Annotated in this window: 30 protein-coding genes; all 30 read left to right on the plus strand. The window is 70.2% G+C overall.

Features of this window, described 5'->3' with window-relative positions; genetic code table 11:
* Nucleotides 1-149: 149 nt before the first annotated feature.
* Nucleotides 150-803, plus strand: coding sequence for an NAD(P)-dependent oxidoreductase (locus tag FH609_RS12410; protein WP_139667128.1), 654 nt, complete (start codon nt 150-152; stop codon nt 801-803).
* A 168-nt stretch (nt 804-971) separates the two neighbouring features.
* The gene (locus FH609_RS12415; protein ID WP_139667127.1) at nt 972-1,976 is read left to right on the plus strand and encodes a DUF5954 family protein; all 1,005 of its coding nucleotides are present in this window, start codon (nt 972-974) and stop codon (nt 1,974-1,976) included.
* Between the two features lie 231 nt (nt 1,977-2,207).
* Complete coding sequence (locus FH609_RS12420) at nt 2,208-3,308, plus strand: sensor histidine kinase (RefSeq protein ID WP_139667126.1); 1,101 nt, start codon at nt 2,208-2,210, stop codon at nt 3,306-3,308.
* Nucleotides 3,305-4,063, plus strand: a complete 759-nt coding sequence (locus tag FH609_RS12425; protein ID WP_226961594.1) for a LytR/AlgR family response regulator transcription factor — start codon at nt 3,305-3,307, stop codon at nt 4,061-4,063. Before FH609_RS12420 ends, FH609_RS12425 begins: the two co-directional genes overlap by 4 nt.
* A gap of 28 nt (nt 4,064-4,091) precedes the next feature.
* Nucleotides 4,092-4,511, plus strand: a complete 420-nt coding sequence (locus FH609_RS12430) for a hypothetical protein (RefSeq protein WP_139667125.1) — start codon at nt 4,092-4,094, stop codon at nt 4,509-4,511.
* Nucleotides 4,508-5,968 carry a cation acetate symporter gene (locus FH609_RS12435; RefSeq protein WP_139667124.1) on the plus strand — a complete coding sequence of 487 codons (1,461 nt, stop codon included), beginning with the start codon at nt 4,508-4,510 and terminating at the stop codon, nt 5,966-5,968. The genes FH609_RS12430 and FH609_RS12435 overlap by 4 nt, the downstream gene beginning before the upstream one ends.
* 419 nt (nt 5,969-6,387) lie before the next feature.
* A complete protein-coding gene (gene rpsJ / locus FH609_RS12440; RefSeq protein WP_016473429.1) occupies nt 6,388-6,696 on the plus strand; it encodes a 30S ribosomal protein S10 in 309 nt (102 codons plus the stop codon).
* 17 nt (nt 6,697-6,713) lie between these two features.
* Nucleotides 6,714-7,358 carry a 50S ribosomal protein L3 gene (gene rplC, locus FH609_RS12445; protein WP_139667123.1) on the plus strand — a complete coding sequence of 215 codons (645 nt, stop codon included), beginning with the start codon at nt 6,714-6,716 and terminating at the stop codon, nt 7,356-7,358.
* Between the two features lie 8 nt (nt 7,359-7,366).
* Entirely contained in the window at nt 7,367-8,044 is a 678-nt protein-coding gene (gene rplD / locus FH609_RS12450) for a 50S ribosomal protein L4 (RefSeq protein ID WP_139667122.1), read from the plus strand.
* Nucleotides 8,044-8,376, plus strand: a complete 333-nt coding sequence (gene rplW, locus FH609_RS12455) for a 50S ribosomal protein L23 (RefSeq protein ID WP_122182079.1) — start codon at nt 8,044-8,046, stop codon at nt 8,374-8,376. The genes rplD and rplW overlap by 1 nt, the downstream gene beginning before the upstream one ends.
* 38 nt (nt 8,377-8,414) lie before the next feature.
* The gene (gene rplB / locus FH609_RS12460; protein WP_122182078.1) at nt 8,415-9,251 is read left to right on the plus strand and encodes a 50S ribosomal protein L2; all 837 of its coding nucleotides are present in this window, start codon (nt 8,415-8,417) and stop codon (nt 9,249-9,251) included.
* 11 nt (nt 9,252-9,262) lie between these two features.
* Nucleotides 9,263-9,544 carry a 30S ribosomal protein S19 gene (gene rpsS, locus FH609_RS12465; protein WP_097230393.1) on the plus strand — a complete coding sequence of 94 codons (282 nt, stop codon included), beginning with the start codon at nt 9,263-9,265 and terminating at the stop codon, nt 9,542-9,544.
* Nucleotides 9,545-9,596: 52 nt separating this feature from the next.
* Nucleotides 9,597-9,944, plus strand: coding sequence for a 50S ribosomal protein L22 (gene rplV, locus FH609_RS12470; RefSeq protein WP_122182077.1), 348 nt, complete (start codon nt 9,597-9,599; stop codon nt 9,942-9,944).
* Nucleotides 9,944-10,807 carry a 30S ribosomal protein S3 gene (rpsC, locus tag FH609_RS12475; protein ID WP_122182076.1) on the plus strand — a complete coding sequence of 288 codons (864 nt, stop codon included), beginning with the start codon at nt 9,944-9,946 and terminating at the stop codon, nt 10,805-10,807. The genes rplV and rpsC overlap by 1 nt, the downstream gene beginning before the upstream one ends.
* A 3-nt stretch (nt 10,808-10,810) precedes the next feature.
* Nucleotides 10,811-11,230: a 50S ribosomal protein L16 gene (gene rplP / locus FH609_RS12480; protein WP_097230396.1), complete on the plus strand. Its 420-nt coding sequence runs from the start codon at nt 10,811-10,813 to the stop codon at nt 11,228-11,230.
* On the plus strand, nt 11,230-11,478 hold the full coding sequence (rpmC, locus tag FH609_RS12485; RefSeq protein ID WP_122182075.1) for a 50S ribosomal protein L29: 249 nt from the start codon (nt 11,230-11,232) through the stop codon (nt 11,476-11,478). The genes rplP and rpmC overlap by 1 nt, the downstream gene beginning before the upstream one ends.
* Nucleotides 11,478-11,762, plus strand: a complete 285-nt coding sequence (gene rpsQ / locus FH609_RS12490; RefSeq protein WP_097230398.1) for a 30S ribosomal protein S17 — start codon at nt 11,478-11,480, stop codon at nt 11,760-11,762. Before rpmC ends, rpsQ begins: the two co-directional genes overlap by 1 nt.
* A gap of 3 nt (nt 11,763-11,765) precedes the next feature.
* Entirely contained in the window at nt 11,766-12,134 is a 369-nt protein-coding gene (gene rplN, locus FH609_RS12495; RefSeq protein ID WP_107485047.1) for a 50S ribosomal protein L14, read from the plus strand.
* Between the two features lie 3 nt (nt 12,135-12,137).
* The gene (gene rplX, locus FH609_RS12500; RefSeq protein ID WP_139707869.1) at nt 12,138-12,461 is read left to right on the plus strand and encodes a 50S ribosomal protein L24; all 324 of its coding nucleotides are present in this window, start codon (nt 12,138-12,140) and stop codon (nt 12,459-12,461) included.
* Nucleotides 12,461-13,024, plus strand: coding sequence for a 50S ribosomal protein L5 (rplE, locus tag FH609_RS12505; RefSeq protein WP_139667121.1), 564 nt, complete (start codon nt 12,461-12,463; stop codon nt 13,022-13,024). The genes rplX and rplE overlap by 1 nt, the downstream gene beginning before the upstream one ends.
* A gap of 43 nt (nt 13,025-13,067) precedes the next feature.
* Nucleotides 13,068-13,253, plus strand: a complete 186-nt coding sequence (locus FH609_RS12510) for a type Z 30S ribosomal protein S14 (protein ID WP_097230640.1) — start codon at nt 13,068-13,070, stop codon at nt 13,251-13,253.
* A gap of 85 nt (nt 13,254-13,338) precedes the next feature.
* Nucleotides 13,339-13,737 (plus strand): 30S ribosomal protein S8, encoded by a 399-nt coding sequence (gene rpsH, locus FH609_RS12515; protein ID WP_122182073.1) that lies wholly within the window; start codon nt 13,339-13,341, stop codon nt 13,735-13,737.
* A 22-nt stretch (nt 13,738-13,759) separates the two neighbouring features.
* The gene (gene rplF, locus FH609_RS12520; protein WP_122182072.1) at nt 13,760-14,299 is read left to right on the plus strand and encodes a 50S ribosomal protein L6; all 540 of its coding nucleotides are present in this window, start codon (nt 13,760-13,762) and stop codon (nt 14,297-14,299) included.
* 2 nt (nt 14,300-14,301) lie between these two features.
* Nucleotides 14,302-14,685 (plus strand): 50S ribosomal protein L18, encoded by a 384-nt coding sequence (gene rplR / locus FH609_RS12525; RefSeq protein ID WP_122182071.1) that lies wholly within the window; start codon nt 14,302-14,304, stop codon nt 14,683-14,685.
* Nucleotides 14,686-14,722: 37 nt separating this feature from the next.
* A complete protein-coding gene (gene rpsE, locus FH609_RS12530; RefSeq protein ID WP_062207457.1) occupies nt 14,723-15,322 on the plus strand; it encodes a 30S ribosomal protein S5 in 600 nt (199 codons plus the stop codon).
* On the plus strand, nt 15,322-15,504 hold the full coding sequence (gene rpmD, locus FH609_RS12535) for a 50S ribosomal protein L30 (protein ID WP_122182070.1): 183 nt from the start codon (nt 15,322-15,324) through the stop codon (nt 15,502-15,504). The genes rpsE and rpmD overlap by 1 nt, the downstream gene beginning before the upstream one ends.
* A 1-nt stretch (nt 15,505) precedes the next feature.
* Nucleotides 15,506-15,985, plus strand: a complete 480-nt coding sequence (gene rplO, locus FH609_RS12540) for a 50S ribosomal protein L15 (RefSeq protein ID WP_139667120.1) — start codon at nt 15,506-15,508, stop codon at nt 15,983-15,985.
* A 195-nt stretch (nt 15,986-16,180) separates the two neighbouring features.
* Nucleotides 16,181-17,503 (plus strand): preprotein translocase subunit SecY, encoded by a 1,323-nt coding sequence (gene secY / locus FH609_RS12545; RefSeq protein WP_139667119.1) that lies wholly within the window; start codon nt 16,181-16,183, stop codon nt 17,501-17,503.
* Nucleotides 17,503-18,156 carry an adenylate kinase gene (locus FH609_RS12550; protein WP_139667118.1) on the plus strand — a complete coding sequence of 218 codons (654 nt, stop codon included), beginning with the start codon at nt 17,503-17,505 and terminating at the stop codon, nt 18,154-18,156. The genes secY and FH609_RS12550 overlap by 1 nt, the downstream gene beginning before the upstream one ends.
* An 80-nt stretch (nt 18,157-18,236) precedes the next feature.
* A complete protein-coding gene (gene map, locus FH609_RS12555) occupies nt 18,237-19,085 on the plus strand; it encodes a type I methionyl aminopeptidase (RefSeq protein ID WP_139667117.1) in 849 nt (282 codons plus the stop codon).
* The last annotated feature ends 124 nt before the right edge of the window (nt 19,086-19,209 follow it).

The following is a 19,209-nucleotide window of genomic DNA, read 5'->3' on the forward strand; positions in this document are numbered from 1 at the left end:
TTCGCATTCCCCGGAACGGCCCGGTCGCGTTCCCGGAACGGGCGAGGCGCGCGACACGCGCCGTGGCCGGGCCCCGCCCGGGGGGCCGGGTGGCACGCTGGCCGAGGGCGCCCGCGCGGGCGGGCGCCGGGCGGCGTAGGGAGGACGGCATGGCGAGGATCGCGGTCTTCGGCGCGGGAGGCTCCATCGGCCACCGCGTGGTGAGCGAGGCGCTGGACCGGGGCCACGAGGTGACCGCCGTGGTCCGCGACCCGGCGAAGATCACCAGGTCGCACCCGCACCTCGCCGTGGAGCGCGGCGACGTGCTGGACCCGGCGAGCGTCGCGGCCGTGGGGCGCGGCCAGGACGTGGTGGTCAGCGCGGTGGGCGGGGACGACGGGCCGGGGCACCTGGCGTTGATCGAGCCATCGGCGCGTTCGCTGGTCGCCGGGCTGCACGCGCTGGGCGCCGAGGCCCCCCGCCTGATCATGGTCGGCGGCGCCGGCTCGCTGCGCACCCCGGACGGGCGGCAGCTGTGGGACACCCCGGGGCTGCCCACGGCGGTGGTGGAGATCATGCGCTCGCACGGCGACGCGCTGGCCTATCTGCGGTCCGTCGCCAGCGAGGTGCGCTGGACCAACCTCAGCCCGGCCGCCCGCATCGAGTCGGGCCGGCGCACCGGCCGTTACCGCACGGCGCTGGACGACCTGGTGGTGGACGAGGCGGGGAACAGCGTCATCAGCACCGAGGACTACGCCACGGCCCTGGTCGACGAGATCGAGCGCCCCGCCCACATCGGCCGCCGGTTCACCGTCGGCTACTGATCCCCGGGTGGCGCCCCGGCGCGACGGTCACGGTCAGGGCGCGCGAAGGAGCGGAAACCGTGAACATCGTGAACCGGGGCGTGAACATGGGGGCAAGGTAGCCCCTCGAAGGTGGGGGCTTTGGGCAATCCCGGGACGCGGCACGCCCGTTGGCGTCACACTGGGCTCATGGAGGACTACCGGAGGAACCCGCCGCGCCACCTCACGTTCCGGGTGACCCGCAGGGACGACCCCGTCTCCGAGGTCACCGAGCTGGACATGCTCAGGGCGGCCGAGCAGTACCCCCACGTCGCGATCAGAGGACCGGTCTTCGGCTTCGCCGAGCAGCGGCCCGCGTACGGCCCGGCCTGGCGGCTCCTCGACGACGTCTCGGCGGCGTTCCCCCAGCACGCCAGGGAGGGCCTCAACTCCCACCTGTGGACGCGTGCCAACGACGAGACGAAGCCCGGCGACCCGCTGCGCGCCGAACTCATCGCCGCCATCAGCCGGTTGGAGACCGAGCCGGTCAACGAGCTGACGGTGGACGGCACCAGGTACCGGGTCGTGCGCGGCGACGAGTTCGCCCGGCTTGGCCCCGACGGCATCGAGGGCCCGCGCCCGACCGACCCCGACGAGCCCAACGCCGACCTCGCCTGGGGCGAGCGCCGCCCCACGCCGAGCCGCACCAGGGGCCTGCTCGTCGACCACGCCAGCCCGACCGGGATCATGGAGTCCATCCAGCGGATGGAGCTGCTCGGGCTGCGCTACGAGGCGTCCCGGATTCCCGCCGACGTGCGCGCCGACTCCGCCCGGGCGATCGAAACGCACCCCGGAGTCGTGTTGCTCCCGGCCACCTTCACCTTCGCCGAGCGGAAACGCGCCTCCTGGGAGCCGATGGCCAGCCTCTCGGCCACCCCGAACGAGGCGCGCGCCACCCTCTACGACTACCTCGCCGAGTTCCTGCCGAAGCTGGCCCCCGAGATCCCCGCCGAGGACGCCGACCGCTATGTCGAGGCGGCCGAGGACTTCCGCGCGCACCCGCGCCGCGACGAGGTCACCGTGCTGGGCCGCAGGTTCCGCGTCATCCGCGTCGAGCGGCTGCTGCGGATCGGGCCCGACGGCCCCGAGACGCCCCGGCCCAGCGACCTCGACCCCTACGGCCCCTGCCAGATCCACCCGTCGCTGACCGAGTGACCGACTGGTCGAGCCACCGCGTGACCGCGCGGCCGAGCCACCGCGTGACCGGCGCGGGCCGGATGCCCCGGCCGCCGAGCGACCCCGGGTACCGCCGGCCGGCAGGCGACCCCGCGTCCCGTCGACCGACGGGCACCCCGCCGTCCCCGGAAGGCCGATCGGCCCGTTCGACCTCCCACGAGTCCCCGCCACTCCCTACACCCGCGCCCTCGACTGGGCTAGGTTCGGCCCATGCTGGAAGGCAGACGTCGGCGCAGGGCCGAGGCGGGCGAGGACGCGCGCGGCCGGCCGGGTCTGGCGCGGCTGCTGACCGCCGTGCGGGAGCTGGACGACGACCTGCGCGACGGGCTCACCGGGCGCGGCCCGGCCCAGGCCGCCCGCCGGCTGCGCCGCCTCCTCGCCGCCGAGACCGTGCTGCTCGCCGACCTCGCGGGACCGGTCGCCGTCGCCGGACCGCACCCCGAGGAGCCCGAGCCCGGCACCCTGCTCGCCCAGGCGTACGAGCACGGCAGCCCCGTCCACCGGCCGCCCTGGTCCGCCGTCCCGCTGCTGGTCGCCGGCGAGCTGACCGGCGGGCTGCTGGTGCGCGGCGGCAGCGAGCCCGAGGTCACGGCCGCCGCCGCGCAGGTGGCCCGCTCCCTCGACCACGCCGCGCTGCGCCGCGCCAGGGAGCGCATCGCCCAGGCCGAACTCCGCACCCTGCGCGCCCAGATATCGCCGCACTTCCTGCACAACGCGCTCGCCGTGATCGGCGCCCGCATCCGCACCGACCCCGACCGCGCCCGCGCCCTGCTCAGCGACTTCGCCGACTACCTGCGCTACAGCTTCTCCCCGCAGGGCGACTACGCCACCGTCGCCGAGGAACTCCAGGCCATCCAGACCTATCTGGAGCTGCAACGCGCCCGCTTCGACGACCGGATGGAGCTGACCGTCCGGATGGCGCCCGAGATCCTGCCCGTCGCCATCCCGTTCCTCGTGATCCAGCCGATCGTGGAGAATGCCGTGCGGCACGGCCTGGAGCCCAAGCCGGGCCCCGGCTCGATCCAGGTCTCCGGCTTCGGCGAGGGCCCGCTGTGCGTGATCGAGGTCGAGGACGACGGCGTCGGCATGACGCCCGAGTTCGCCCAGGCGGTGCTCGCCGGGGAACGCCCCGACCGCCGGGGCCGCCCGCTGGGCGAGGAGCGCCGCCGGGTCGGCCTGGCCAACGTCGACCAGCGGCTGCGCACGGTCTACGGGCCCGAGTACGGGCTGGTCATCGAGACCGCGCCGGGCAGCGGCACCAAGGTCGTGATCCGGGTGCCCCGATTCAGACGAGGAGTGGTCGCGCATTGACCGCCGAGACCCGACTGCGCGCGCTGGTGGTGGAGGACGAGACGTTCACCCGCCGCGAGCTGGCCGCCATGCTGACCGCCCTGCCCGAGATCGGCCGGGTCAGCGAGGCGGACGGCGGGGAGAGCGCGGTGCGGCAGCTGGGCGAGACCGCCTTCGACGCGGTCTTCCTCGACATCTCCATGCCGGGCCTCGACGGGATGGCCGTGGCCCGGGTCGTCGGCCGCCTCTCCGAGCCGCCGGCGATCGTCTTCGTCACCGCGTCCGAGCAGCACGCCGTCGACGCCTTCGGCATCGGTGCCATCGACTACCTGCTCAAGCCCGTCCGGCCCGAGCGGCTGGCCGAGGCCGTCTCCCGCGCCGGCGCCCTGCGCCGCCCGCCGCCGGCCACGCCCCGCCCCTCCCAGGTCGACGAACTGGCCGTCGTCCAGGTCGAGAACGGCCGGCACACCACCTTCGTGCACCGCGACGACATCCAGTACGCCGAGGCGCACGGCGACTACGTCCGGCTGCACACCGGCGAGGGCAGCCACCTGATCCGGATGCCGCTCAGCTATCTGGAGGAGGTCTGGGCGCCGGCCGGCTTCGTCCGCGCGCACCGGGGCTATCTGGTCGCCATCGGCTGGGTCCGCGACCTGTGGGTCTCCAGCTCCTCGGGCCTGGTGGCCCGCACCCCGACCGGCGACGTCCCGGTCAGCCGCCGGCACGCCCGCGCGCTCAAGGAACGGCTGCTGGCCGCCGTCAGGGACGAGGAGTGAACGCCGTGCCGCCGCCCGGGGCCCGCGCGTGAGCGGCACCCGGCGGGTGCGGATCACCAGCCCGCAGACCCGCATCGCGCTCGCCCGCCGCCACCGGCCCGCCCAGCATCTGCTGCCGCCGACCATCCCCGGCGCCGACGACCGGGACTCCACCGACGCGGTCCGCGCGCTCTTCGCCCGCCAGCGCCGGCAGGCGGCGCGCACCCTCGCGCTGCTGGGCGCGGTGCTCTTCGGGCTCAGCGGGCTGCTGGCCGCCGCGCCCGCGCTCAGCCATGTCACGCTGCTGGGAGTCCCGCTCTCCTGGCTGCTGTTGATGGGCGGCAGCTATCCCGTGCTGCTGCTGATCGCGGTCCGCCACGTCCGCCGCGCCGAGGCGTTGGAACGGGCCGCCGGCGCGCGGGACGGCGCCGCGCGCGCCGACGAGCGGGGAACGGACCTGGCGCCGTGATCGGGCTGCTGGCCATCGGGCTGCTCTTCGTCGTCAGCGTGGTGATCGGCGCCTACGGGGTGCGGGCCGCGCGCACCACGCCGGACTTCCTGGTGGCCTCGCAGCGGGTGGCGCCCGGCTGGAACGCGATGGCCATCGCCGGCGAGTACGTCTCGGCCGCCTCGGTGCTCGGCCTGGCCGGGTTGATGCTGAAGAACGGCGTGGGCACCCTCTGGTACGCGGTCGGCTTCACCGCCGGCTATGTCGCGGTCGCCGCGCTGGTCGCCGGGCCGATGCGGCGCTCCGGCGCCTACACCGTGCCGGACTTCGCCGACTACCGGCTGGGCTCGGAGCGGATCAGGAAGCTCTGCGCGGTGATCGTGCTGGTGATCATGTGGCTCTATCTGGTGCCCCAGTTCAAGGGCGCCGGCATGGTGCTGCACGCGGTCAGCGGCACCCCCTACTGGGTCGGCGTGGTGCTGGCCGGTCTGGTGGTGAGCGTCTCCATCGCGGCCGGCGGGATGCGCTCGGCGACCTATGTGCAGGCGTTCCACTACGGCGTCAAGCTGCTGTTCATCGCGGTGCCGGCCATCTTCCTGGTGGCGCACGCCGGTTCGGGGGCGCGCGCCGAGGCGCTGCGCTTCGACGTCTCCGACGACTGGAGCCGGCCGCTGCTGGACCTGGAGAGTTCGGGCGCCCCGCTGCTCGCCACCTGGTCGGTGCTGCTGGCCACCACGCTGGGCGCGGTCGGGCTGCCGCACGTGATCATGCGGTTCCACACCAGCCCCACCGCGAAGGCCGCCCGCCGGGTCGCGGTCGGCGTGATCGTGCTGCTCGGCGTCTTCTACCTCTTCCCCGCCGTCTACGGGCTGCTCGGCCGGGTCTTCACGCCGGAGCTGGTGCACGGCGGGGACACCGACATGGTCACCGTGGTGCTGCCCGGCGCGATCGTGCCCGGCACCTGGGGCTCGATCCTGACCGCCGTGGTCGCGGCCGGCGCCTTCGCCGCGTTCCTGTCCACCTCGTCGGGGCTGCTGATGGCGCTGGCCGGCGGCCTCTCGCACGACCTGTCCCGGGCGACCGTGCCCCGGCTGCGCTGGGCGGTGGCCGCCGGCGCCGCCGTGGCCGTCGGGCTGTCGCTGCCGGCGCGCAGCGTGGACATCAACGTCGCCGTCGGCTGGGCGTTCGCCGTGGCCGCCTCCACCTTCTGCCCGCTGCTGGTGCTGGGCATCTGGTGGCGCGGGCTGACCACGGCCGGGGCGGCCGCCGGCCTGGCGACCGGGGTGAGCGCCGCCACGGGCGCCGCGTTCGCCTCGGTGCTGACCGACGGCGGGCCCGGCTGGCTGGTGGTGCTGCTGGCCCAACCGGCCGCCTGGACCGTGCCGTTGGCGTTCGCCGTGATGATCGGGGTCTCGCTGCGCGGCACGGTGCCCGAGTGGGCGGAGCGCGCCGTGCTCCGGCTGCATCTGCCGGGCTGACCGGCGGCGTCGGCCGCGCGTCGGCCGCGCGCGGTCGGGGAGACGCTGCGCCGCAGGTGGGGGATACCGCCCGATTGGCGGGGGCGCGGTCTGCTATGGCACACTGACCAGGTTGCTCGGTTGACGGCCGATGCTGCGCGCCTCCCGCCGGGAGGACCGGAAGCGAGTCTCACTGTATTCGTCATCCCATGGATGCCCTGGTCAACGGGGCAGGGATGGAAGTACCGAGATCTTCCGGGAAGCGTGGGCGGGGCTTTCGACCAGGCACCCGGTGGATTACTCCCCCCACTCCTCCCAGAGGAAACCCCTGCGGTGAAATATGGGAACGAGTACGACACGCCCGACCGCGTGGGTCGGGTCGCCTCAGGGGGTGAGCCGGGTTCCAGAGCGTTGACGAGAGACAGGACTACGAAGTAGCCATGGCGGGACAGAAGATCCGCATTCGGCTCAAGGCCTACGACCACGAGGTCATCGACAACTCGGCGAAGAAGATCGTCGAGACGGTGACCCGCACGGGTGCGTCGGTCGCGGGCCCGGTGCCGCTGCCCACTGAGAAGAACGTGTACTGCGTCATCAAGTCGCCGCACAAGTACAAGGACTCGCGCGAGCACTTCGAGATGCGCACCCACAAGCGGCTGATCGACATCCTCGACCCGACCCCCAAGACCGTTGACTCGCTGATGCGCCTGGACCTCCCGGCCGGCGTCGACATCGAGATCAAGCTCTGAGAGGTCCGGTAGAAGAGATGACCAAGCAGATCAAGGGCGTCCTGGGCGAGAAGCTCGGCATGACCCAGGTCTGGGACGAGAACAACCGTGTCGTCCCCGTGACCGTGGTCAAGGCCGGGCCCTGTGTTGTCACCCAGGTCCGCACCAACGACAGGGACGGCTACGAGGCCGTCCAGATCGCCTTCGGCGAGATCGACCCGCGCAAGGTGAACCGACCCCTCAAGGGCCACTTCGCCAAGGCCGACGTCACCCCGCGCCGCCACCTGGTCGAGCTGCGGACCGCCGACGCCAGCGAGTACACCCTCGGCCAGGAGGTCACGGCCGAGGTGTTCGACTCCGGCGTCCGCGTCGACGTGACCGGCACCACCAAGGGCAAGGGCACCGCCGGCGTGATGAAGCGTCACGGCTTCGGCGGCCTCGGCGCCTCGCACGGCACCCAGCGCAAGCACCGCTCGCCCGGCTCCATCGGCGGCTGCGCCACCCCGGGCCGGGTCTTCAAGGGCCTGCGGATGGCCGGCCGGATGGGCAACGAGCGCGTCACCACCCAGAACCTGACCGTCCACGCCGTGGACGCGGAGAAGGGCCTGCTCCTCATCAAGGGCGCGGTGCCCGGTCCCAACGGCGGCCTCGTCCTGGTCCGTTCCGCGGCCAAGGGGGCCTGAGGTTAATCATGAGTACCCCAAAGAGCATCGTCATCCTCTCGCCCGCGGGTGAGGAGGCCGGCACCGTCGAGCTTCCGGCGGAGATCTTCGACGCCAAGGTCAGCGTGCCGCTGATCCACCAGGTCGTCGTCGCCCAGCTGGCCGCCGCCCGCCAGGGCACGCACAAGACCAAGACCCGTGGCGAGGTCCGCGGTGGCGGCAAGAAGCCGTACCGCCAGAAGGGCACCGGCCGTGCCCGTCAGGGCTCCGTCCGCGCGCCGCAGTTCGCCGGCGGTGGCGTCGTCCACGGCCCCGTGCCGCGTGACTACAGCCAGCGCACCCCGAAGAAGATGAAGGCCGCCGCGCTCCGTGGCGCCCTCACCGACCGGGCCCGGCACGACCGCGTGCACGTGGTGACCGGCGTGGTCGACGGCGAGGTCTCCACCAAGGCCGCCAGGACCCTGCTGGGGAAGATCAGCGACCGCAAGAAGCTGCTGCTGGTCGCCGAGCGCTCGGACAACACCGCGTGGCTGTCCGCCCGGAACCTGCCGCAGGTCCACATCATCGACCCGGGCCAGCTGAACACCTACGACGTCGTCGACTCCGACGACGTGGTGTTCACCAAGGCCGCCTTCGACCGCTTCGTGGCTGGCCGGGCCGCCGGCGCCGTGGCGCTCGACAAGAAGCCCGAAGGGAGCGACGCCTGATGAGCGAGGTCACCGTCGCCGAGTTCTCCAGCAAGGAGTTCTCCGCGCCGCACGACATCCTGATCAAGCCGGTCGTGTCGGAGAAGAGCTACGCGCTGCTCGACGAGAACAAGTACACGTTCATCGTCGACCCCCGGGCCAACAAGACCCAGATCAAGCAGGCCGTCCAGGCGGTCTTCGCGGTCAAGGTGGTCGGGGTCAACACGATCAACCGCCAGGGCAAGCGCAAGCGCACCCGCACCGGTTACGGCCGTCGCGCCAGCACCAAGCGCGCGATCGTGACCCTTGCCGAGGGCGACAGCATCGACATCTTCGGCGGCCCGGTCTCCTGACGGGGACCTGCCGTCCGAGACCGGACGAGGACTAAGAAATGGGAATCCGCAAGTACAAGCCGACGACTCCGGGCCGTCGTGGCGCCAGCGTCGCCGACTTCGTCGAGATCACGCGGTCCACGCCGGAGAAGTCGCTGGTCCGCCCCCTGCACAGCAAGGGTGGACGGGACAACGCCGGCCGCGTCGCGGTCCGCCACCAGGGTGGTGGCCACAAGCGCGCCTACCGCGTCATCGACTTCCGTCGGCACGACAAGGACGGTGTGCCGGCCAAGGTCGCGCACATCGAGTACGACCCGAACCGCACCGCCCGCATCGCGCTGCTGCACTACGCGGACGGCGAGAAGCGGTACATCATCGCGCCCGCCCACCTGAAGCAGGGCGACCGCGTGGAGAACGGCGCCGGCGCCGACATCAAGCCCGGCAACAACCTGCCGCTGCGCAACATCCCGGTCGGTACCGTGATCCACGCCATCGAGCTCCAGCCGGGCGGCGGCGCCAAGTTCGCGCGCTCCGCCGGTGCCTCGGTGCAGCTGCTGGCGAAGGAGGGCCGCATGGCCCACCTGAGGATGCCGTCCGGCGAGATCCGGCTGGTGGACGTCCGCTGCCGGGCGACCGTCGGCGAGGTCGGCAACGCCGAGCAGTCCAACATCAACTGGGGCAAGGCCGGCCGGATGCGCTGGAAGGGCGTTCGGCCCAGCGTGCGCGGTGTCGTGATGAACCCCGTCGACCACCCCCACGGTGGCGGCGAGGGCCGGACCTCGGGTGGTCGCCACCCGGTCTCGCCCTGGGGCAAGAAGGAGGGCCGTACGCGCTCGCCGAAGAAGGCCAGCAACAAGTACATCGTCCGCCGCCGCAAGACGAACAAGAAGCGCTAGGGAGCAGGTCGATGCCGCGCAGTCTCAAGAAGGGGCCCTTCGTCGACGACCACCTGATCAAGAAGGTGGACGCGCAGAACGAAGCCGGTACCAAGAACGTCATCAAGACCTGGTCTCGCCGCTCGATGATCGTCCCGGCGATGCTGGGCCACACGATCGCCGTGCACGACGGCCGCAAGCACGTGCCGGTGTTCGTCTCCGAGTCGATGGTGGGCCACAAGCTCGGCGAGTTCGCGCCGACCCGTACCTTCCGTGGGCACGTGAAGGACGACCGCAAGTCGCGTCGGCGCTGAGCGGGGTTTGTAGATCATGACGAACTCCCCTACCAAGACCGAAGGGACGACCATGGAAGCCAGGGCCCAGGCGCGGTACATCCGTGTCACGCCCATGAAGGCCCGCCGTGTGGTGGACCTGATCCGTGGCCTCGACGCCACGGAGGCTCAGGCGGTCCTGCGGTTCGCCCCGCAGGCCGCCAGCGTGCCGGTGGGCAAGGTGCTCGACAGCGCCATCGCCAACGCCGTGCACAACCACAACCACCCGGACGCGGACACCCTGTACGTCAAAGAGGCGTACGTGGACGAGGGCCCGACGCTGAAGCGGTTCCGGCCGCGCGCGCAGGGTCGCGCGTACCGGATTCGCAAGCGGACCAGCCACATCACCGTGGTCCTCGGCAGCAAGGAAGGAACCCGGTAATGGGCCAGAAGGTAAACCCGCACGGGTTCCGGCTCGGCGTCACAACCGACTTCAAGTCGCGGTGGTACGCCGACAAGCTGTACAAGGACTACGTCAAGGAAGACGTCGCGATCCGCCGGATGCTCACCCAGGGCATGGAGCGGGCCGGCATCTCCAAGGTGGAGATCGAGCGCACCCGGGACCGGGTCCGCGTCGACGTCCACACCGCCCGGCCGGGCATCGTGATCGGCCGCCGCGGCGCCGAGGCCGACCGTCTCCGGGGCAACCTGGAGAAGCTGACCGGCAAGCAGATCCAGTTCAACATCCTTGAGGTGAAGAACCCGGAGCTGGACGCCCAGTTGGTGGCCCAGGCCGTCGCCGAGCAGCTGTCCTCCCGTGTCTCCTTCCGCCGTGCGATGCGCAAGTCGATGCAGAGCACGATGAAGGCGGGCGCCAAGGGCATCAAGATCCAGTGCGGTGGCCGGCTCGGCGGGGCGGAGATGTCCCGTTCCGAGTTCTACCGCGAGGGTCGCGTTCCGCTGCACACGCTGCGCGCCAACGTGGACTACGGCTTCTTCGAGGCCCGCACCACCTTCGGCCGCATCGGCGTCAAGGTGTGGATCTACAAGGGCGACGTGAAGAACATCGCCGAGGTGCGCGCCGAGAACGCCGCCGCCCGGGCGGGCAACCGCCCCGCGCGCGGTGGCGCCGACCGTCCGGCCCGTGGTGGCCGTGGCGAGCGCGGGGGCCGTGGCCGCAGGCCGCAGCAGCAGAGCGCTCCCTCGGCCGAGGCCACCAAGTCCGAAGCAGCCACGGCCGCTCCGGCCTCCGAGGGCGCCAGCGGCTCCAACCAGTCCACCGGCTCTGCCGGAGGGGAGAGCTGACCCATGCTGATCCCTCGCAAGGTCAAGTACCGTAAGCAGCACCACCCCAAGCGCCGCGGCGCCGCCAAGGGCGGCACCGAGGTCTCGTTCGGGGAGTACGGCATCCAGGCCGTCACCGGTGCGTATGTCACCAACCGGCAGATCGAGGCCGCCCGTATCTCGATGACCCGGCACATCAAGCGTGGCGGCAAGGTGTGGATCAACATCTACCCCGACCGCCCGCTGACCAAGAAGCCGGCCGAGACCCGGATGGGTTCCGGCAAGGGCTCGCCCGAGTGGTGGGTGGCCAACGTCAAGCCCGGACGCGTGATGTTCGAGCTGTCGTTCCCGAACGAGAAGATTGCCCGTGAGGCGCTCACCCGCGCCGCGCACAAGCTTCCGATGAAGTGCCGGATCGTCCGGCGCGAGGCAGGTGAGGCGTGATGGCAGCCGGTACCAAGGTCTCCGAGCTGCGCGAGCTGAACAACCAGGAGCTGGTTGAGAAGCTGCGCGAGGCGAAGGAGGAGCTGTTCAGGCTCCGCTTCCAGGCGGCCACCGGACAGTTGGAGAACAACAGCCGGCTGAAGGCCGTCCGCAAGGACATCGCCCGGATCTACACCCTGATGCGCGAGCGGGAGCTGGGCATCGAGACGGTTGAGCCGGCCGAAGCCGAGGCGGTGGAGAACGCCTGATGAGTGAGAAGACTGTGACTGAGACGACGACCGAGCGCGGCCGGCGGAAGACCCGCGAGGGCCTGGTGGTCAGCGACAAGATGGACAAGACCGTCGTCGTCGCTGTCGAGGACCGGGTCAAGCACGCCCTCTACGGCAAGATCATCCGCCGTACGAGCCGGCTGAAGGCGCACGACGAGCAGAATGCCGCGGGCGTTGGCGACCGCGTTCTTCTGATGGAGACCCGTCCGCTGTCCGCGACCAAGCGCTGGCGCGTCGTGGAGATTCTGGAGAAGGCGAAGTAACCAATGATCCAGCAGGAGTCGCGACTGCGCGTCGCCGACAACACGGGTGCGAAGGAGATCCTCTGCATCCGCGTCCTCGGCGGGTCCGGGCGCCGCTACGCGGGCATCGGTGACGTCATCGTCGCCACCGTCAAGGACGCGATCCCCGGTGGCAACGTGAAGAAGGGTGACGTCGTCAAGGCGGTCGTCGTGCGCGCCGTCAAGGAGCGCCGTCGGCCGGACGGTTCGTACATCCGCTTCGACGAGAACGCCGCCGTCATTCTCCGGAACGACGGCGACCCCCGGGGCACCCGCATCTTCGGCCCGGTCGGGCGTGAGCTGCGCGAGAAGAAGTTCATGAAGATCATCTCACTCGCCCCCGAGGTGCTGTAACCGATGAAGATCAAGAAGGGCGACCTGGTTCAGGTCATCACCGGCAAGGACAAGGGCAAGCAGGGCAAGGTCATCGTGGCCTACCCCCGCGAGGACCGCGTCCTGGTCGAGGGTGTCAACCGGGTCAAGAAGCACACGAAGGCCGGCACGACCCAGCGTGGTTCGAAGACCGGTGGCATCATCACCACCGAGGCCCCCATTCACGTCAGCAACGTGTCGCTGGTCGTGGAGCAGGACGGCAAGAAGGTCACCACCCGGATCGGCTACCGCTTCGACGAGGACGGCACCAAGATCCGCGTCGCGCGCCGGACCGGTGAGGACATCTGATGACGACTGCCACCAGCACCGCGCCGCGCCTGAAGGCGCGGTACCGCGAAGAGATCATCGGCAAGCTGCGTGACGAGTTCGCCTACGGCAACATCATGCAGGTGCCGGGCCTGACCAAGATCGTGGTCAACATGGGTGTGGGCGACGCCGCCCGCGACTCCAAGCTGATCGAGGGCGCCGTGCGCGACCTCGCCACGATCACCGGCCAGAAGCCGACCGTGACCAAGGCCCGCAAGTCCATCGCGCAGTTCAAGCTGCGCGAGGGCCAGCCGATCGGCGCGCACGTGACGCTGCGCGGCGACCGGATGTGGGAGTTCCTGGACCGCCTGCTGTCGCTGGCGCTGCCCCGGATTCGTGACTTCCGTGGCCTGTCGCCCAAGCAGTTCGACGGGCGCGGCAACTACACGTTCGGCCTGACCGAGCAGGTCATGTTCCACGAGATCGACCCCGACCGCATCGACCGGGTTCGCGGCATGGACATCACCGTGGTCACCACGGCCACCACCGATGACGAGGGCCGCAGCCTGCTGCGTCACCTCGGATTCCCGTTCAAGGAAGCCTGAGGCGTCGCGCGATGGCTGAGTATCGAAGCAAGGAGGCGTAAGCGTGGCGAAGAAGGCTCTGATCGCCAAGGCCGCCCGCAAGCCCAAGTTCTCGGTGCGTGGGTACACCCGCTGCCAGCGTTGCGGCCGGCCGCACTCCGTGTACCGCAAGTTCGGCCTGTGCCGGGTGTGCCTGCGTGAGATGGCGCACCGCGGCGAACTGCCGGGCGTCACCAAGAGTTCCTGGTAAGACGACTACGCCGTAGGTCCGGTGGGCTCCCCAACTCCTGGGGAGCCCCGGGGAAACCCCGGTGAGAGAGGCCCAAGGCCGTTTTATGACCATGACCGACCCCATCGCAGACATGTTGACCCGTCTGCGTAACGCGAACTCGGCTTACCACGACACCGTGGTGATGCCGCACAGCAAGATCAAGTCGCACATCGCGGAGATCCTCCAGCAGGAGGGCTACATCACCGGCTGGAAGACCGAGGAAGCCCAGGTGGGCAAGAGCCTCGTCCTGGAGCTGAAGTACGGCCCCAACCGCGAGCGTTCGATCGCTGGCATCAAGCGCATCTCCAAGCCGGGCCTTCGGGTCTATGCGAAGTCCACCGCGCTCCCCAGGGTGCTCGGTGGCCTGGGCGTGGCGATCATCTCCACGTCGCACGGCCTGTTGACCGACAAGCAGGCTCAGAAGAAGAACGTGGGCGGGGAAGTCCTCGCCTACGTCTGGTGACGGAAGGGAACGGAGGACAGCCATGTCGCGTATTGGCAAGCAGCCCATCCAGGTTCCCGCCGGCGTGGACGTCACCATCGATGGCGCCGTGGTCGCGGTGAAGGGCCCCAAGGGGACCCTGTCGCAGACCATCGCCGCGCCCATCGAGGTGGCCAAGGGTGAGGACGGTCAGATCGTCGTCTCCCGGCCCAACGACGAGAACCGCAACCGTGCGTTGCACGGCCTGTCGCGCACCCTGGTGGCCAACATGATCACCGGTGTGACGCAGGGGTACGTCAAGAAGCTCGAAATCAGCGGCGTTGGCTACCGCGTCCAGGCGAAGGGCTCCAACCTGGAGTTCTCCCTGGGCTACAGCCACCCGATCCTGGTGGAGCCCCCGGACGGAATCGCCTTCAAGGTCGAGACCCCGACGCGCTTCAGCGTCGAGGGCATCGACAAGCAGAAGGTCGGCGAGGTCGCGGCGAAGATCCGCAAGCTGCGGAAGCCCGACCCGTACAAGGCCAAGGGCGTGAAGTACGAGGGCGAAGTCATCCGCCGCAAGGTCGGAAAGGCTGGTAAGTAGCCATGGCATACGGTGTCAAGATCGCCAAGGGCGACGCTCGCAAGCGGGCCGCGTCCAAGCGGCGGCACATCCGCATCCGCAAGAAGATCTCGGGCACGTCCGAGCGCCCGCGTCTGGTGGTGACCCGGTCCAACCGCCACATGGTGGCGCAGGTCGTGGACGACACCATCGGGCACACGGTCGCCTCGGCCTCGTCGCTCGACGTCTCCATCCGTGGCGCCGACGGCGCCAAGAGCGACAAGGCCAAGCAGGTCGGCGCCCTGGTCGCCGAGCGGGCCAAGGCCGCCGGCGTGGAGACCGTCGTGTTCGACCGTGGCGGCAACAAGTACGCCGGCCGGGTGGCGGCGTTGGCCGATGCCGCCCGCGAGGCCGGGCTCAAGTTCTGAGCCGGTCCCGTCCGTAGATTCGAGAGAGGTATTTTTCATGGCTGGACCCCAGCGTCGCGGTGGCGGCGCCGGTGGCGAGCGGCGGGATCGTAAGGGTCGGGACGGTGGCTCGGCCGCCGAGAAGACCGCGTACGTCGAGCGCGTCGTCGCGATCAACCGCGTCGCCAAGGTAGTTCAGGGTGGCCGCCGCTTCAGCTTCACCGCGCTGGTCGTGGTGGGCGACGGCGACGGCACCGTCGGTGTCGGTTACGGCAAGGCCAAGGAGGTGCCGGCCGCCATCGCCAAGGGCGTGGAGGCCGCGAAGAAGCACTTCTTCAAGGTCCCCCGCATCCAGGGCACGATTCCGCACCCGATCAAGGGTGAGGAGGCGGCCGGGATGGTGCTGCTCAAGCCGGCTTCGCCCGGTACCGGTGTGATCGCCGGTGGCCCGGTGCGCGCCGTGCTGGAGTGCGCGGGCATCCACGACGTGCTCAGCAAGTCGCTCGGCTCGTCGAACCCGATCAACATCGTGCACGCCACGGTGGCCGCGCTCAAGGGCCTCCAGCGTCCCGAGGAGATCGCGGCCCGCCGCGGTCTGCCGCTCGAAGACGTGGCGCCCGCAGCCCTGTTGAGGGCTCGCGCCGGAGTGGGTGCGTGATGGCACAGCTGAAGATCACCCAGGTCAGGTCCCGCATCGGGACCAAGCAGAACCACCGCGAGACGCTGCGCTCCCTCGGGCTGCGGCGGATCAACGACGTGGTGGTCAAGGAAGACCGGCCGGAGATCCGTGGCATGGCCAACACCGTGCGGCATCTGGTGACGGTCGAGGAGGTGGACTGAGATGGCGGACCTCGCCAAGGAGAACACGTCGTCGGACGGCCCGCTGAAGCTGCACGACCTCAGGCCGGCCCCCGGCGCCAAGAAGGCCAAGGTCCGCGTGGGCCGTGGTGAGGCGTCCAAGGGCAAGACCGCGGGTCGCGGCACCAAGGGCACCAAGGCCCGCTACCAGGTGCGCGCCGGCTTCGAGGGTGGGCAACTCCCGCTGATCCAGCGGCTGCCCAAGCTCAAGGGCTTCAAGAACCCGGCGCACAAGAACTACCAGGTGGTGAACGTCGAGAAGCTGGCCGCCCTCTACCCGGAGGGTGGCGAGGTGACGAAGGCCGACCTGGTGGCCAAGGGCGCCGTGCGCAAGAACGAGCTCGTGAAGGTGCTGGGCAGCGGCGAGATCTCGGTGGCGCTGACGGTGACGGTCGACGCCGTCTCCGCCTCCGCCAAGGAGAAGATCACCGCCGCCGGTGGCTCCGTGACCGAGTTGTCCTGAAAGCCGAAGGATCTTCGGCCGGTTTACCGAGTGACCGGGGGTGCCTGAGCGCAGGCATCCCCGGTCAGTCGTTCCGGCGGGGCCCATCCGCCGGTAAGGTGGCGGACGTTGTGCCGCCGCCAGACCTGAACTGTCATATTCGTTGGACTTCAAGACCCTAGCCTCTCGCGTGGCGCGGGGGGTGCAGGAGGAGCCGTGCTCACCGCGTTCGCCCGGGCGTTCCAGACGCCTGATCTGCGTAAAAAGCTGCTCTTCACCCTGGGCATCGTCGTGGTGTTCCGGCTGGGCCAGCATGTACCCGTGCCTGGCGTCAGCTTCCAGAACGTCGATCAATGTGTGAAAGAGGCCGAAGCGGGCGCCGGCTCCGGGCTCTTCGGTCTGGTCAACATGTTCAGCGGTGGCGCGCTGCTGCAACTCACCATCTTCGCCCTGGGGATCATGCCGTACATCACGGCGAGCATCATCCTCCAGCTGCTGGTGGTGGTGATCCCACGCCTGGAGGCCCTGAAGAAGGAGGGCCAGTCCGGGCAGGCGAAGATCACGCAGTACACCCGCTACCTGACGATCGCCCTCGCGGTGCTCCAGGCCACCGGCCTGGTCGCGACCGCCCGCAGTGGCACCCTCTTCCCGCAGTGCTCGGTGGCGAACGACATCATCCCGGACGACTCGATCTTCACCACGCTGGTGATGGTCATCGCCCTGACCTCCGCCACCGCGCTGATCATGTGGCTGGGCGAGCTGATCACCGACCGGGGCATCGGCAACGGCATGTCCATGCTGATGTTCGTCTCCATCGCGGCCGGCTTCCCCGGCTCGCTCTGGCAGATCAAGCAGCAGGGCACCCTGGCCGACGGCTGGATCGAGTTCGGCACCGTCGTGGCCTGTGGCCTGGCGATGGTCGGCCTGGTGGTCTTCGTCGAGCTGGCCCAGCGCCGCATCCCGGTGCAGTACGCGAAGCGCATGATCGGCCGCCGCTCCTACGGCGGGACCTCGACCTACATCCCGCTCAAGGTCAACCAGGCCGGCGTGATCCCCGTGATCTTCGCCTCCTCGCTGCTCTACATCCCGCAGCTGCTGGTGCAGTTCGCGGGCAGCGACTCCGGCGGCTGGACGGACTGGGTCACCCGGTACTTCACCGACGGTAAGCACCCGTACTACATCGCGACGTACTTCCTGCTGATCGTCTTCTTCGCCTTCTTCTATGTGGCCATCACCTTCAACCCTGAGGACGTGGCCGAGAACATGAAGAAGTATGGTGGTTTCATCCCGGGTATCCGGGCAGGCAGGCCCACGGTCGAATACCTGAGCTACGTGCTGAACCGGATCACCTGGCCCGGTTCGCTCTATCTCGGTCTGATCGCTCTGGTGCCCACGCTGGCTCTGGTCGCGTTCGACGCGCAGCAGGACTTCCCGTTCGGTGGCACGTCGATCCTGATCATCGTGGGTGTCGGCCTGGAGACCGTCCGGCAGATCGAGAGCCAGCTCCACCAGCGAAATTACGAAGGGTTCCTCCGCTGATGCGCATCGTCCTCGTCGGACCGCCGGGTGCGGGCAAGGGCACACAGGCCGCTCTGCTGGCCGAGCAGCTGTCCATCCCGCACATCTCCACCGGCAACCTCTTCAGGGCCAACATCAGCGAGGGGACGGAGCTGGGGCGGCAGGTCGAGTCGATCCTGCGCGAGGGCGGCCTGGTTCCGGACGAGCTGACCATCGCGATGGCCGCCGAGCGGATGGCCGAGCCGGACGCCCGGGCGGGCTTCCTGCTCGACGGCTTCCCGAGGAACATCGGCCAGGCGAAGGCGCTGGACGCCTCCCTGGCCGAGGCGGACCAGAAGCTCGACGCGGTGCTGGACCTTGAGGTCCCCGAGGACGAGGTGGTCAAGCGGATCGCCGGCCGCCGGATGTGCCGCGCGGACAGCGCGCACGTCTTCCACGTGGAGTACAACCCGCCGCGCCGGGAAGGCGTCTGCGACCTCTGCGGCGGCGAGCTGTACCAGCGGGACGACGACCGGGCGGAGACCGTGCGCAAGCGGCTCGCGGTCTACCACGAGGAGACCGAGCCGATCATCGACTACTACCGCGAGCAGGGCCTGGTCTCCACGATCTCGGCCCTCGCCCCGGTGCCCGAGGTGACGCGGCGGGCCCTGGCGGCCCTGCCGGGCCTCGGCTGAGTCGACGCTCGCTGGTGAACGCCGGCCCTCCCGCCGGCTGACGGCCGGCCCCGGGCCGGCGTGGGAAAGGAACGTTTCCGATGGTGGAGATCAAGACCCCGGAGCAGATCGCCCGGATGCGGGCCGCGGGTCTGGTGGTGGCCGAGATACACCGCAGGTGTGCCGAGGCCGCCGTGCCCGGGGCCACCACCGCCGATCTGGACCGGGTCGCCGCGCAGACCCTCGCCGACCACGGCGCCAAGCCCAACTTCCTCGGCTACGGCGGCTTCCCCGGCAACATCTGCACCTCGGTGAACGACGTGGTGGTGCACGGCATCCCCGACGAGAAGACGGTGCTCAAGGACGGCGACCTGCTCTCCATCGACGCCGGCGCCATCGTGGACGGCTGGCACGCCGACGCGGCGATCACCGTCTTCGTCGGGGGCGGCCCCGACGCCGAACGGCCGGCCCAGCTGGCCGCGTTGAACAAGGTCACCGAGGACTCGCTCTGGGCCGGCATCGCGGCGGTACGCAAGGGCAACCGCCTCGTCGACGTCTCCCGCGCGATCGAGACCTACATCCGCCGCCAGCCGCTGCCCCCTTCGGGCAAGTACGGCATCGTCGAGGGCTACGGCGGCCACGGCATCGGCAGCGAGATGCACATGGACCCGCACCTGCTGAACTACGTGGACCGCAGGCGCGGGCGCGGGCCCAAGCTGGTCCCCGGCTTCTGCCTGGCGATCGAGCCGATGCTGACCCTGGGCACCCCGAAGACACATGTGCTGTCCGACGACTGGACGGTCAAGTCCAACGACGGCACCTGGGCGTCGCACTGGGAGCACTCGGTGGCGCTGACCGAGGAGGGCCCGCTGGTGCTGACCGCCGTGGACGGCGGGAAGGCCCGGCTGGCGGAGCTGGGCGTGACGACGGCGCCCGATCCCTTGGCATAATGATCTCTTCCCTGGGGAATGGATCACTGATTCGTCTTTTCGGGTGGGGTGTCGTAGACTGATTCGTCGGTCCTGGTGCACCCGTCTGCCCAGGGCCATCCAGGTAGCCGATCCCGGAAGGTGA

The sequence above is a fragment of the Streptomyces sp. 3MP-14 genome (assembly GCF_006334905.2).
Taxonomy (GTDB): Bacteria; Actinomycetota; Actinomycetes; order Streptomycetales; family Streptomycetaceae; genus Streptomyces; species Streptomyces triticirhizae.

Excerpts from the sequence above, each read along its gene's own strand:
- rplW (WP_122182079.1), top strand. The coding sequence starts at position 8,044 with ATGAGCGAGGTCACCGTCGCCGAGTTCTCCAGCAAGGAGTTCTCCGCG.
- rpmC (WP_122182075.1), top strand. The coding sequence starts at position 11,230 with ATGGCAGCCGGTACCAAGGTCTCCGAGCTGCGCGAGCTGAACAACCAG.
- rplF (WP_122182072.1), top strand. The coding sequence starts at position 13,760 with ATGTCGCGTATTGGCAAGCAGCCCATCCAGGTTCCCGCCGGCGTGGAC.
- rpsC (WP_122182076.1), top strand. The coding sequence starts at position 9,944 with ATGGGCCAGAAGGTAAACCCGCACGGGTTCCGGCTCGGCGTCACAACC.
- rplN (WP_107485047.1), top strand. The coding sequence starts at position 11,766 with ATGATCCAGCAGGAGTCGCGACTGCGCGTCGCCGACAACACGGGTGCG.
- rplB (WP_122182078.1), top strand. The coding sequence starts at position 8,415 with ATGGGAATCCGCAAGTACAAGCCGACGACTCCGGGCCGTCGTGGCGCC.
- rplE (WP_139667121.1), top strand. The coding sequence starts at position 12,461 with ATGACGACTGCCACCAGCACCGCGCCGCGCCTGAAGGCGCGGTACCGC.
- rpsS (WP_097230393.1), top strand. The coding sequence starts at position 9,263 with ATGCCGCGCAGTCTCAAGAAGGGGCCCTTCGTCGACGACCACCTGATC.
- rplX (WP_139707869.1), top strand. The coding sequence starts at position 12,138 with ATGAAGATCAAGAAGGGCGACCTGGTTCAGGTCATCACCGGCAAGGAC.
- rplP (WP_097230396.1), top strand. The coding sequence starts at position 10,811 with ATGCTGATCCCTCGCAAGGTCAAGTACCGTAAGCAGCACCACCCCAAG.
- rplV (WP_122182077.1), top strand. The coding sequence starts at position 9,597 with ATGGAAGCCAGGGCCCAGGCGCGGTACATCCGTGTCACGCCCATGAAG.
- map (WP_139667117.1), top strand. The coding sequence starts at position 18,237 with ATGGTGGAGATCAAGACCCCGGAGCAGATCGCCCGGATGCGGGCCGCG.
- rplD (WP_139667122.1), top strand. The coding sequence starts at position 7,367 with ATGAGTACCCCAAAGAGCATCGTCATCCTCTCGCCCGCGGGTGAGGAG.
- rpsJ (WP_016473429.1), top strand. The coding sequence starts at position 6,388 with ATGGCGGGACAGAAGATCCGCATTCGGCTCAAGGCCTACGACCACGAG.
- FH609_RS12550 (WP_139667118.1), top strand. The coding sequence starts at position 17,503 with ATGCGCATCGTCCTCGTCGGACCGCCGGGTGCGGGCAAGGGCACACAG.
- rpsH (WP_122182073.1), top strand. The coding sequence starts at position 13,339 with ATGACCATGACCGACCCCATCGCAGACATGTTGACCCGTCTGCGTAAC.
- rplC (WP_139667123.1), top strand. The coding sequence starts at position 6,714 with ATGACCAAGCAGATCAAGGGCGTCCTGGGCGAGAAGCTCGGCATGACC.
- FH609_RS12415 (WP_139667127.1), top strand. The coding sequence starts at position 972 with ATGGAGGACTACCGGAGGAACCCGCCGCGCCACCTCACGTTCCGGGTG.
- FH609_RS12420 (WP_139667126.1), top strand. The coding sequence starts at position 2,208 with ATGCTGGAAGGCAGACGTCGGCGCAGGGCCGAGGCGGGCGAGGACGCG.
- rplR (WP_122182071.1), top strand. The coding sequence starts at position 14,302 with ATGGCATACGGTGTCAAGATCGCCAAGGGCGACGCTCGCAAGCGGGCC.
- rplO (WP_139667120.1), top strand. The coding sequence starts at position 15,506 with ATGGCGGACCTCGCCAAGGAGAACACGTCGTCGGACGGCCCGCTGAAG.
- rpmD (WP_122182070.1), top strand. The coding sequence starts at position 15,322 with ATGGCACAGCTGAAGATCACCCAGGTCAGGTCCCGCATCGGGACCAAG.
- rpsE (WP_062207457.1), top strand. The coding sequence starts at position 14,723 with ATGGCTGGACCCCAGCGTCGCGGTGGCGGCGCCGGTGGCGAGCGGCGG.
- rpsQ (WP_097230398.1), top strand. The coding sequence starts at position 11,478 with ATGAGTGAGAAGACTGTGACTGAGACGACGACCGAGCGCGGCCGGCGG.
- FH609_RS12410 (WP_139667128.1), top strand. The coding sequence starts at position 150 with ATGGCGAGGATCGCGGTCTTCGGCGCGGGAGGCTCCATCGGCCACCGC.